Below are 10,797 nucleotides of genomic sequence, written 5' to 3' on the forward strand. Positions count from 1 at the left end.
CCGCGCGCGCCCCCCCGCGCGCGCCCCCCCGCCGGGCGCGCCCCCCCCCCGCGGGGTCCCGGCGGGGGCGCCCCGGGGGGCCCCCATCTCCCAGCTGCCGCGGCCCGGCCGCCGGCGCTGCCCGCCCACCCCAGCCGCATCGAGAAGACGAGAGAACGAGGAATGGCGAACTACACCGCCGCTGACGTGAAGAAGCTCCGCGACGCCACGGGCGCGGGCATGATGGACGCGAAGAAGGCGCTCGAGGCCACCGACGGCGACTTCGAGAAGGCCATCGAGGAGCTGCGCATCAAGGGCGCGGCCAAGGCTCAGAAGCGTGGCGCCGAGCGGTCCGCCACCAACGGCCTGGTGGCCGCGGCGGAGAACGCGCTGGTCCAGCTGAACTGCGAGACCGACTTCGTCGCCAAGAACGAGCAGTTCCAGCAGCTGGCCGCGGACATCGTCGCGCACGCTTCGGCGAGCAAGGTCGGCGACATCGAGGGCCTGCTGAACGAGAAGCTGACCGACGGCAAGTCGGTCGCCGAGAACATCGAGGCCCTGGCCGCCGTCATCGGCGAGAAGCTGGAGCTCGGCAAGGTCGCCGTCTTCGACGGCAAGGTCACGGCGTACATGCACAAGCGCGCCGCGGACCTGCCGGCCCAGGTCGGCGTGCTGGTCGAGTTCGAGGGTGACGACGTCGAGGCCGCCCGCGGCGCCGCCATGCAGGCCGCCGCGATGCGCCCGCTGTACACCACCCGCGACGAGGTCCCGGCCGAGACGGTCGAGAACGAGAAGCGGATCGCCGAGGCGACCGCGCGCGAGGAGGGCAAGCCGGAAGGCGCCCTGCCGAAGATCGTCGAGGGCCGGGTGAACGGCTTCTTCAAGGACGTCGTCCTGCTCGAGCAGCCGTCGGTGACCGAGAACAAGAAGACCGTGAAGGCCGTGCTCGACAGCGCCGGTGTGACCGTGAAGCGGTTCGCCCGCTTCGAGGTCGGCGCCTGATCCCGCGAAGGATCTGAGCGGACATAACGAACGAGGAGGCCGGAATCGTGACGGAAACCCTGGGTACCGAGACGAGTCCGGCCTCTTCGCCGTTCTCGCCGGCCTACCACCGGGTGCTGCTGAAGCTGTCGGGTGAGGTGTTCGGCGGCGGCAAGCTCGGCGTCGACCCCGACGTCGTGAACTCGATCGCCAAGCAGGTCGCCGAGGTGGCCCGGGCAGGCGTGCAGGTCGCCGTGGTGGTCGGCGGCGGCAACTTCTTCCGCGGTGCCGAGCTGCAGCAGCGCGGCATGGAGCGGAACCGCGCCGACTACATGGGCATGCTCGGCACGGTGATGAACTGCCTGGCCCTCCAGGACTTCCTGGAGAAGCTCGGCATCGAGACCCGCGTGCAGACCGCCATCACCATGGGCCAGGTCGCCGAGCCCTACATCCCGCGCAAGGCCGAGCGGCACCTGGAGAAGGGCCGCGTGGTCATCTTCGGTGCCGGTTCGGGTATGCCGTACTTCTCCACCGACACCGTCGCCGCGCAGCGCGCGCTGGAGATCGGTGCGGAGGCGCTGCTGATGGGCAAGCAGGGCGTGGACGGTGTCTACGACTCCGACCCGAAGAAGAACCCGGACGCGGTGAAGTTCGACCAGCTGTCGTACGACGACTTCCTGTCCCGCGGCCTGCGGGTCGCCGACGCCACCGCGATCAGCCTGGCCCGCGACAACGCGCTGCCGATCGTGATCTTCGGTCTCGAGGAGGGCAATATCGCCCGCGTCGTGCACGGCGAGAAGATCGGAACGGTCGTCTCCCGCGGCCAGTAACCCGGCGTAGGCCAGGCCAACCCGTACGACTAGGATCGTCGAACACGGGTCGATGTCCGTTATCTGGTGGACCCGCGTTCGTAGGGTAGGAGTGTGGCCGCGCCGAGGTGGCCCAGAGGAAGCGAGGAATGTCGTGATCGACGAAGCTCTCCGCGATGCCGAGCAGAAGATGTCCAAGGCCGTGGAGGTTGCGAAGGACGACTTCGCCGCGATCCGCACCGGCCGTGCGCACCCGCAGATGTTCGCGGGCATCCTGGCCGACTACTACGGGAGCCCGACGCCGCTGCAGCAGCTGGCCGGTTTCCAGGTCCCGGAGCCCCGCACGGTGCTGATCTCGCCGTACGACAAGGGTGCGATGGCGGCGATCGAGAAGGCGATCCGCGACTCCGACCTCGGGGTGAACCCGGGGAACGACGGTGCCGTGATCCGCGTGGTGATGCCGCAGCTCACCGAGGAGCGCCGCAAGGAGTACATCAAGCTCGCGAAGACCAAGGCCGAGGACGCCAAGGTCTCGATGCGCAACATCCGCCGGCACGCGATGGACCAGGTGCACAAGACCGTCAAGGACGGCGACGCCGGCGAGGACGAGGGCAAGAGTGCTGAGAAGCGGCTCGACGGGTTGACGAAGAAGTATGTCGACTCCATCGACGACCTGCTCAAGCACAAGGAAGCCGAACTGCTCGAGGTGTGATGGGCGTCGAGAGCACGCCCGCGCCGAGTCCCAGCCCGAGCCGCGCCGGGCGGAACCTGCCCGCGGCGATCGCGGTCGGAGTGGGACTGGGCGCGCTGATCATCGGCTCGCTGTACTGGCAGAAGGTGCTGTTCGTCGTCGTCGTGCTGGCCACCGTGCTGGTCGCGGTCGACGAGATGATGAAGGCACTGCGTACCGGCGGCGCGGTGATCCCGCGAATCCCGCTGTTCGTCGGTACGGCGGCGATGCTCGTCGCGGCGTACTTCGGGGGACCGATGGCGCTGCTCGTGGCGCTCGCGGGCACCGTTCTGGGGACGCTGTTCTGGCGAATGCCGGGCGGTTCGGTCGGGTTCGTCCGGGACACGTCCGCCGGCGTGTTCCTGATCGGCTACGTCCCGTTGCTGGCCGGTTTCGCCGTGCTGCTCGTGCAACCGGAGGCCGACGGGCCGCAGCGGGTGACGACGTTCTTCCTGGTCACGGTCGCGAGTGATGTCGGTGGGTACGCCGCGGGCGTGCTGTTCGGCAAGCACCCGATGGCGCCGACGATCAGTCCGAAGAAGTCGTGGGAGGGCTTCGCCGGGTCGACGCTGGCGTGTATCGGCGCCGGTATCGGGTCGGTCGTGCTGCTGCTCGACGGCAACTGGTGGGTCGGCGCGATCGTCGGCGCGGTCGCCGTGGTGACCGCGACGGTCGGCGATCTCGCTGAGTCGATGATCAAGCGCGACCTCGGCATCAAGGACATGTCGAACCTGCTGCCCGGTCACGGCGGCGTGATGGACCGTCTCGACTCACTGCTCGCAACCGCCCCCGCGGTGTGGCTCGTTCTCCACTTGCTGGTGAAGTGATGACCGTTGCACCGGATGGCCGGTCGCTGATTGGTGATGTCGTACGGCTGGATCGGATGCGGTCCGAGGACATCGACGAGCTGTACGCCGCGATCGCCAACGAGCAGGTGTACGCCGGTGGGTTCGGCGGCGGCCCCGCTGCGATGCCGGGCAGCGCCGAGGACATGCGGGCGAAATGGATCCCGGCCGCGGCCAAACGGTTCGCGTACGTGGTCCGGCTGGTTGCCGACAGCCCGCTCGGCGCCGCCGGAACAGTCGTCGGTACGTCGAGCCTCGCGGACGTCGACCTGGTCAACGAGCGGGCCCACCTGGGCTTCACCGGCTACGCGCCGGCGGTCTGGGGGACCGCGGTGAACCCGGCCGCCAAGCTGCTGCTGCTCGAGCACGCCTTCGAGGTGTGCGGATTCGGCCGCGTGAAGATCCAGACCGGCACGAAGAACACCCGCTCGCAGGCGGCGATCGCAAAGCTCGGCGCGACTCGCGAGGGCGTGCTGCGGCGGCACATGCGGCAGGCCGACGGCTCGTTCCGGGACACCGTGGTGTTCTCGATCCTGGCCGACGAGTGGCCCGAGGTGCGGAAGCGCCTGGAGGCCCGGATCAGCCGCTGAGCTTCGCCAGCGCCGCGTAGGAGGCGAGCAGCGCGGACCGGTCGAACGTGTTCGTGGTGATCAGGAGCTCGTCGGCCGCGGTACGACGTACCAGATCGCCAAGGGCTTGATCGACTTTGTCTGCTGTGCCGTAGATCTGGCCGCGGAGTGCGTTCTCGAAGAACTCCTGCTCGCGGGCGGTCATCTCGTCGGGTACCTCGGCCTGGAGCGGTGGGAAGACTCCGCGGGTGCGTGAGTACGCGCTCGCCCAGGCCTCGGGCAGCAGGAGCTCGCGGGCGGCCTCGGTGGAGTCCGCGATCGCGGCAGTGACGGCGAGGATCACGTACGGCTCAGTGGCCCACGCCGACGGCCGGAAGGTACTCCGGTAGTCCTCGAGGACTGACGTGGAATCGGAGCGGGCAGCGAGGACCACGGGCAGTCCCAACGACGCGGCGATCGTCGCGCCTTCACCGACGGCCAGGATGAACGGCGGGAGATCGAGCCCTTCGCCGGGGCGGGCGTGGACCTGGTCGCCCGACGTACCGGCGAGGTAGCTGAGGAGCTCCTCGACCTGGGTGCTGAAGTCGTCGGCCGCATCCTTGTCGACCCCGAGCGCACGCCGTACCCCGTTGGTGAAGCCGACCGAGCGGCCGAGGCCCATGTCGATCCGGCCCGGATACAGCGATTCCAGGACGCCGAACTGTTCTGCCACGACCAGCGGCCTGTGGTTCGGCAGCATCACGCCGCCGGTGCCGACGCGGATCCGTTCGGTGCGGGCGGCAACGGCTGCGGCCAGCAGAGTCGGCGCCGAGCCGACGACGCCCGGAACGCTGTGGTGCTCCGACACCCAGAACCGCTTGTAGCCAAGCTCTTCGACCTGCTGCGCGAGTTCGACGGTGGCTCGCAGCGTCTCCGCCTCCGACTCGCCGACACGCGTCCTGGACCGATCGAGCACTGACAAAGGGACGGAGAGCATGTTCAGTTCAACGGGCAGGCCGGAGGCCTCATTCCCCCAGCAGGAGCCGCAGATCGTCGCGGAAGCGATCCGGAGCCGTCAGGGGAGCGAGGAACTGCTGCTCCACCTCCCGCCGGATCCGCTCCGCCGTCTCGAACGTGGACTCACCGAGTGAAGTCAGTACGACGACGTTCCGCCGCCGATCCTCCGGACTGCGCCGGCGCTCGACGAAGCCGCGTTCCTCGAGCCCGTCGAGCAGGTCGCCGATCGACGTACGGTCCACCCGCAACCGCGCGGCGACCTCGAGCTGGGACAGCGGTTCACCCGACGCGACAGCCGACAGGACAGCCAGGTCGCGGCCGTTCAGTCCGTGCGGCGCCAGCGCCTTGGTCTGTGCCTCGGTGAGCTGCGCCAGGACGTGTTTGAGCAGATATCCCAGCCGGTCGGACGCCATACCGTCGAATCTACCGGGGAACTGATCGTCAGGAATACTGATCATCAGTTACCCTGACGATTATGTCACCGACTTTCGGTCTGAAGACCACTCCGATGCACGTCCCGTACGCCGACATCCGCCGCGTCTGGCTCGAAGCCGACGAGGTCCCGCAGATTCGCGACGCCTGGCTCTGGGATCACTTCCTCCCGCTCGCCGGCCCGAAGAACGGCGACGTACTCGAGGGCTGGACGCTGCTGAGCGCGCTCGCCGCGCAAACCACCCGGCTGCGCCTGGGGCTGCTTGTCACCAGCAACCGGATCCGCCCGCCTGCCGTGCTCGGCAAGGTCGCGAGCACGCTGGACGTCATCTCGGGCGGCCGCCTGATCATGGGCCTCGGCGCCGGCGGCACCCATCAACCCGCCGGCCAGAGCGGCATCGCGGGACCGAACCCGGCCATCGAGGAGTACGCCGCCTACGGGCTGACGCTCGTTCCGCCGGGCGAGGGGGTCGACCGGCTCCGCGAAACTGTCGAGATCCTGCGGCGGATGTGGACCGAGGACGAGTTCGACTTCCATGGCCGCTATTACTCACTCGAACGCAACCGCAACGCGCCGAAGCCGATCCAGCCGGCCGGTCCGCCGCTGCTGATCGGTGGCTGGGGCAATCGCATGCTGCGCCTCGTCGCGGAGTACGCCGACGTGTGGAACATCAGCGGGCCGCCGCACACCGACTTCGACACACTCGCCGATCGGATGCGCCGGCTCGACGAGGAGTGTGCGCGGATCGGTCGCGATCCGTCGACGATCAGCCGATCACTGCAGCAGATCGTCTCGTACGACGATCCGGCTTCGACCCGCGCGATCGTCGAGAAGGCCGTCAGACTCGGCTTCGATCACATCGTGTTGTCGCTCCCGCGGCCGTACCCGGAGTACGCCGTGCGGTGGCTGGTCCGGGAAATCATCGACCCTTTCCACTGAGCTCGAAAGGCTCGGTGATTTTTTCACCCGAACCGATAGTTGCTGTGTCAGTATCAAACACAGGACGACCCGCCCCGGTCGTCCCAGTGAGGAGCTGACATGACCCCCACGACGAAGTTCAAGGCCGCGCTCTGCGGTCTCGCGCTCATTGCAGCCGCCGCCCTTCCGATGTCCACGGCAACCGCCCAGCCCGCCCGGACAGTCGATGCCGCACCTGCGGCCGCCGCCAAACCCGTGCCGAGGCTCGGCTTCTCGACGCAGACTGTCAAGACGCTGAACATCGACTTCCAGTACCAGCAGACCGGTTACTGGTGCGGCCCGGCGGCGACCCGGATCGCGCTGTCGGCCCGGATCTCGCCGCCGAGCCAGCAGCAGTTGGCCAACGAGTTGCCGACCACCACCAACGGCACCGACTGGATCGGCCAGGTCACCCGGGTGCTCAACAACCACCTCGGCACCGGCTGGTACGAGACCAAGGAGATGCCCAACGACCCGCCCACCCAGGCGCAGCGTGACCTGCTCTGGCGGGACATTGTCCTCGACATCGACAACAACTACCCGATCGTCGCCAATATCGTTGCCCCGGCCAACAACCACCCGCCGGGCTACCCGAACTACACGATCTACCACTACTTCACCGTGATCGGGTACGACTCCGGCGACCAGACAGTCCTGATCGCCGACCCGGCCGGGTTCGCCCCGACCGCGACGTACTGGCTGACCTTCAACCAGCTCGCGACGCTGATTCCGCCGAAGGGCTATTCGGCCTGAGGAAACGCCCTCGTCACGGCGGCGAGATACCTTGGTCGCCGTGACGAGGGAACCGCGGTTGGAGATCGAGTACTGCACGCAGTGCCGGTGGTTGATGCGCGCCGCCTGGACCGCGCAGGAGCTGCTGACGACGTTCCCGAAGGAGCTCGGCGAGGTCGCGCTCGTACCGGGGACCGGGGGAGTGTTCGACATCCACCTGGACGGCGAGCTGCTCTGGTCGCGCAAGGCGGAGGGCGGGTTCGCCGAAATCCCGCTGCTCAAGCAGATGGTCCGGGACCGGATCGCGCCGGACCGCAAGCTCGGGCACTCGGACCGCCGGGAGAGTGATCCGCAGCACGCTGCGGATGTGAATTTGTGAACCGCCGGACCGGCTTGCGACAATAGGGCGGTTATGACTACTTCGCTTCCCCTCGTGTTCGATGAGCCGCGCCGCGCCAAGAAGCCCCCGCGGCACCTCGCCGATCTCACCGGGGAGGAGCGGCGGACGGCGGTCACGGCGCTGGGCGAGCCCGCGTTCCGGGCGAAGCAGCTGTCCAATCACTACTTCTCCCGGCTGACGTCCGACCCGGCCGAGATGACCGATCTGCCGGCCGCGACCCGCGACAAGCTGGTCGGCGAACTGATGCCGCCGCTGCTGCACCGCGTGCGGGACATGGAGTGCGACAACGGGCAGACCCGTAAGACGCTCTGGAAGCTGCTCGACGGCTCGCTCGTCGAGTCGGTCCTGATGCGCTACCCGGGCCGCGCCACGATGTGCGTATCGTCGCAGGCCGGCTGCGGGATGGCGTGCCCGTTCTGCGCGACCGGTCAGGGCGGCCTCACGCGGAACATGTCGACCGCGGAGATTGTCGAGCAGGTCGTCGACGGTGCGCGGGCGCTGGCGCGCGGTGAGATCGCCGGCGGCCCCGGCCGAGTCTCGAACATCGTGTTCATGGGCATGGGCGAGCCGATGGCGAACTACAAGGCCGTCATGGGCGCCGTACGCCGGTTCACGGACCCGTCGCCGGAGGGCCTGGGGATCTCGGCCCGCGGCGTGACCGTGTCGACGGTCGGGCTGGTGCCGCGGATCAACCAGCTCGCGACCGAGGGCATCCCGGTCACGCTCGCGCTGTCGCTGCACGCGCCGGACGACGAGCTGCGCGACGAGCTGGTGCCGATCAACAACCGCTGGAAGGTCGACGAGGTGCTGGATGCGGCGTGGGGGTACGCGCAGCAGACCAAGCGCCGGGTGTCGATCGAGTACGCGATGATCCGGGACATCAACGACCACGCCTGGCGGGCCGACCTGCTGGCGGAGAAGCTGACCGCGCGGGGCGACTGGGGCTGGGTGCACGTCAACCTGATCCCGCTGAACCCGACGCCCGGCTCGAAGTGGACCGCCTCCGACCCGGCCGACGAGCGCGAGTTCGTCCGGCGGCTCGAAGCAGGCGGCGTACCGACGACCGTCCGTGACACCCGCGGTCAGGAGATCGACGGCGCCTGCGGGCAGCTCGCCGCGTCCGAGTCCTGATGCTGAAGCCCGCGTTCTCCGTGCGCCGGATCGGCCAGCGGTACAACCGCGGGCAGGTCGATGCGCTCGTCGAACGCCTCCTCGCCACGGTCGAGCGCCGGTCGACGGGACCGGCCCTGACTGTCGACGAGCTGCGCAACGCAGCATTCCGTACGCCGTTGTTCGGCGTGGGCTACCCGGTCGACGAGGTCGACGACTTCCTGATGGACGCGGAGCGGTGGCTGCCGGATCGTCCGGTCGCCGCGCCCGCGCCGGCCGTGGGGGAGCGGACGGCGCCGCTGTTCACGCCGGTGCGGTTGCGCGAGGGATACGCGCCGTACGAGGTCGACGAGTTCATCGACCGGTTGCTGGCGACCGTGAACGGGCTGCCGGTGGAGCGTCCGGTGACGGTCCGGGAGATCCGGCGGGTCCAGTTCACCCCGGTGCGGCTGACCGAGGGGTACGACGTGGAGCAGGTGGACGCGTTCCTCGACACCGCCGAGGGATGGCTCAGCGGACCTCGGTGAGGATCTTCGCCAGGGCTTCGGGCTGGGAGAACATCGGCCAGTGACCGGTGTTCAGCTCGACGAGCTCCCAGGACGGGGACCGGAGTTGCTCGAGCACGACGGATAACGGCGTCGCGCCGTCCATCAGGCACTTGATGTAGGTGCTGGGGAGCTCGCCGATCGGTCGCGCGAGGTACGCCGGCTCGGTGATCGCCCGGCCGGGATGCGGCGTACCGCGCTCCAGGATCAGCGCGATCGCCTCGTCCGTGAGGTCCTGGTCGACGTAGTCCTCGGTCGTGAGTGGTGGCCAATAGCCGCCGGACTGTTCCATCTGGCCGCGCACCCAGGCCTGCCCTTCCGCGGACCAGCCGTCCACGAACGACTGCCCGTCGGTCGGGATGTTCGAGTCGACGTACACCACCCGCCGCAGCCGGTCGCCGATCCGCGCCGCCGCCTGCCCGACCGGGATCCCCGAGTAGCTGTGGCCCACGAGCACGACGTCTCGCAGATCCTCCGACTCGATCACCGCGACGATGTCCTCGACGTGCTGCTGCTGACCCGCGTCCACACCGCTCCGCTCAGCCAGCCCGCTCAACGTCACCGCCCACACCCCGTGCCCCTGGTCGCGCAGCACTTCCGCCACCCCGTCCCAGGCCCAAGCCCCCAACCAAGCCCCCGGCACCACCACAAAATCCGTCACCCCGAGCACGCTAAACCACCCCACCGACAAACTGCCTTCCCCTACCAGGAGAAGGCTGCTGAGGGGTGGGTGGGATGATCGATTGGTGAAGATCCTGTCTATTCAGTCGGCGGTTGCGTTCGGGCATGTGGGGAACTCGGCGGCCGTGTTTCCGCTGCAGCGCATTGGCGTGGAGGTGCTGCCGGTCTACACGGTGAACTTCTCGAACCACACCGGCTACGGGGCGTGGCGTGGGCCGATGATCAGTCCGGACGACGTGCGCGAGGTTCTCCTGGGCATCGAGGAGCGCGGCGTCCTTCCGCAGATCGACGTGGTGCTGTCCGGGTATCAGGGCGGCGAGGGGATCGCTGACGTGATCCTGGAGACCGTGCAGCGCGTGAAGGCGGCCAACCCCACGGCGGTGTACTCGTGCGACCCGGTGATGGGCAACGCGAAGTCCGGGTGCTTCGTCGCTCCGGCCATCCCGGTGCTGCTGCGCGACCGGGTGGTTCCGGCGGCCGACATCATCACGCCCAACCAGTTCGAGCTGGGCTTCCTGACCAACACCGAGCCGGACACGCTCGAGTCCACGCTGGAGTCGGTGAAGCTGGTCCGTGAGACCGGGCCGCGCACGGTGCTCGTCACCAGCGTGGAGCGCCCGGACCGCGAGGACGGCACGATCGAGATGCTGGCGGTCGACGACAGCGGTGCGTGGCTCGTGCAGACGCCGTACATCCCGATGAAGGCGAACGGGTCGGGTGACGTGACCGCGGCGCTGTTCACGGCGCACTACCGCCGTACGGGCGATCTCTCGGATGCGCTGGCGCGGACGACGTCGAGCGTGTTCGATCTGCTCACGCGCACCCACGAGTCGGGCGAGCGTGAGTTGCAGCTCGTCGAGTCGCAGGACGCGTACGCGAACCCGAAGATGCAGTTCACGCCGCAGCGCGTCGCCTGATCAGCTGACCAGTTCGGCCGCCCCGGCGGGCGGGTCGGCGCGGGGGGTAGACGTGCCCAACGGGCCGGCGGCGGCGACGGGCGGGAGGGGGGGCCAGGGGGGGCGCGTGGCGG

Annotated in this window: 14 protein-coding genes; 11 read left to right on the forward strand and 3 right to left on the reverse strand. The window is 68.9% G+C overall.

The features are described from left to right. The first annotated feature begins 162 nt into the window (after window positions 1-162). From tsf to ACWGID_RS39560, 5 genes are all read left to right on the forward strand, one after another. Window positions 163-981: a translation elongation factor Ts gene (gene tsf, locus ACWGID_RS39540; protein WP_452204519.1), complete on the forward strand. Its 819-nt coding sequence runs from the start codon at window positions 163-165 to the stop codon at window positions 979-981. Between the two features lie 47 nt (window positions 982-1,028). Next, window positions 1,029-1,790 carry a UMP kinase gene (gene pyrH, locus ACWGID_RS39545; protein WP_387776798.1) on the forward strand — a complete coding sequence of 254 codons (762 nt, stop codon included), beginning with the start codon at window positions 1,029-1,031 and terminating at the stop codon, window positions 1,788-1,790. 136 nt (window positions 1,791-1,926) lie between these two features. Beyond that, window positions 1,927-2,481: a ribosome recycling factor gene (gene frr / locus ACWGID_RS39550; protein ID WP_452204555.1), complete on the forward strand. Its 555-nt coding sequence runs from the start codon at window positions 1,927-1,929 to the stop codon at window positions 2,479-2,481. Beyond that, window positions 2,481-3,326 carry a phosphatidate cytidylyltransferase gene (locus ACWGID_RS39555; protein ID WP_452204520.1) on the forward strand — a complete coding sequence of 282 codons (846 nt, stop codon included), beginning with the start codon at window positions 2,481-2,483 and terminating at the stop codon, window positions 3,324-3,326. The genes frr and ACWGID_RS39555 overlap by 1 nt, the downstream gene beginning before the upstream one ends. Further along, window positions 3,326-3,934 (forward strand): GNAT family N-acetyltransferase, encoded by a 609-nt coding sequence (locus tag ACWGID_RS39560; RefSeq protein WP_452204521.1) that lies wholly within the window; start codon window positions 3,326-3,328, stop codon window positions 3,932-3,934. Before ACWGID_RS39555 ends, ACWGID_RS39560 begins: the two co-directional genes overlap by 1 nt. On the opposite strand, the gene ACWGID_RS39565 is transcribed toward ACWGID_RS39560, so the two are convergent. Beyond that, complete coding sequence (locus ACWGID_RS39565) at window positions 3,924-4,868, reverse strand: LLM class flavin-dependent oxidoreductase (RefSeq protein WP_452204522.1); 945 nt, start codon at window positions 4,866-4,868, stop codon at window positions 3,924-3,926. The genes ACWGID_RS39560 and ACWGID_RS39565 overlap by 11 nt on opposite strands. A 49-nt stretch (window positions 4,869-4,917) precedes the next feature. Further along, window positions 4,918-5,322, reverse strand: coding sequence for a MarR family winged helix-turn-helix transcriptional regulator (locus ACWGID_RS39570; protein ID WP_452204523.1), 405 nt, complete (start codon window positions 5,320-5,322; stop codon window positions 4,918-4,920). A gap of 62 nt (window positions 5,323-5,384) precedes the next feature. Between ACWGID_RS39570 and ACWGID_RS39575 the strand changes: the two genes are divergently transcribed. The 5 genes from ACWGID_RS39575 (at window position 5,385) to ACWGID_RS39595 (ending at window position 9,068) form a co-directional block, all read left to right on the forward strand. Next, on the forward strand, window positions 5,385-6,281 hold the full coding sequence (locus tag ACWGID_RS39575; protein WP_452204524.1) for an LLM class flavin-dependent oxidoreductase: 897 nt from the start codon (window positions 5,385-5,387) through the stop codon (window positions 6,279-6,281). A 99-nt stretch (window positions 6,282-6,380) separates the two neighbouring features. Then, a complete protein-coding gene (locus tag ACWGID_RS39580; RefSeq protein WP_452204525.1) occupies window positions 6,381-7,052 on the forward strand; it encodes a C39 family peptidase in 672 nt (223 codons plus the stop codon). Between the two features lie 40 nt (window positions 7,053-7,092). Next, complete coding sequence (locus ACWGID_RS39585; RefSeq protein WP_452204526.1) at window positions 7,093-7,410, forward strand: SelT/SelW/SelH family protein; 318 nt, start codon at window positions 7,093-7,095, stop codon at window positions 7,408-7,410. A gap of 33 nt (window positions 7,411-7,443) precedes the next feature. After that, window positions 7,444-8,562 carry a 23S rRNA (adenine(2503)-C(2))-methyltransferase RlmN gene (gene rlmN / locus ACWGID_RS39590; protein ID WP_452204527.1) on the forward strand — a complete coding sequence of 373 codons (1,119 nt, stop codon included), beginning with the start codon at window positions 7,444-7,446 and terminating at the stop codon, window positions 8,560-8,562. Then, a complete protein-coding gene (locus ACWGID_RS39595; RefSeq protein ID WP_452204528.1) occupies window positions 8,562-9,068 on the forward strand; it encodes a DivIVA domain-containing protein in 507 nt (168 codons plus the stop codon). Before rlmN ends, ACWGID_RS39595 begins: the two co-directional genes overlap by 1 nt. Here the strand turns inward: ACWGID_RS39595 and ACWGID_RS39600 are convergent. Continuing rightward, a complete protein-coding gene (locus ACWGID_RS39600) occupies window positions 9,052-9,747 on the reverse strand; it encodes an alpha/beta fold hydrolase (protein ID WP_452204529.1) in 696 nt (231 codons plus the stop codon). The genes ACWGID_RS39595 and ACWGID_RS39600 overlap by 17 nt on opposite strands. Window positions 9,748-9,832: 85 nt before the next feature. Between ACWGID_RS39600 and pdxY the strand changes: the two genes are divergently transcribed. Beyond that, window positions 9,833-10,684 carry a pyridoxal kinase PdxY gene (pdxY, locus tag ACWGID_RS39605; protein WP_452204530.1) on the forward strand — a complete coding sequence of 284 codons (852 nt, stop codon included), beginning with the start codon at window positions 9,833-9,835 and terminating at the stop codon, window positions 10,682-10,684. Window positions 10,685-10,797: the final 113 nt, after the last annotated feature.

This window comes from Kribbella sp. NPDC054772, assembly GCF_053611945.1.

Excerpts from the sequence above, each read along its gene's own strand:
- ACWGID_RS39570 (WP_452204523.1), bottom strand. The coding sequence starts at position 5,322 with ATGGCGTCCGACCGGCTGGGATATCTGCTCAAACACGTCCTGGCGCAG.
- ACWGID_RS39555 (WP_452204520.1), top strand. The coding sequence starts at position 2,481 with ATGGGCGTCGAGAGCACGCCCGCGCCGAGTCCCAGCCCGAGCCGCGCC.
- ACWGID_RS39560 (WP_452204521.1), top strand. The coding sequence starts at position 3,326 with ATGACCGTTGCACCGGATGGCCGGTCGCTGATTGGTGATGTCGTACGG.
- ACWGID_RS39575 (WP_452204524.1), top strand. The coding sequence starts at position 5,385 with ATGTCACCGACTTTCGGTCTGAAGACCACTCCGATGCACGTCCCGTAC.
- rlmN (WP_452204527.1), top strand. The coding sequence starts at position 7,444 with ATGACTACTTCGCTTCCCCTCGTGTTCGATGAGCCGCGCCGCGCCAAG.
- ACWGID_RS39580 (WP_452204525.1), top strand. The coding sequence starts at position 6,381 with ATGACCCCCACGACGAAGTTCAAGGCCGCGCTCTGCGGTCTCGCGCTC.
- ACWGID_RS39595 (WP_452204528.1), top strand. The coding sequence starts at position 8,562 with ATGCTGAAGCCCGCGTTCTCCGTGCGCCGGATCGGCCAGCGGTACAAC.
- tsf (WP_452204519.1), top strand. The coding sequence starts at position 163 with ATGGCGAACTACACCGCCGCTGACGTGAAGAAGCTCCGCGACGCCACG.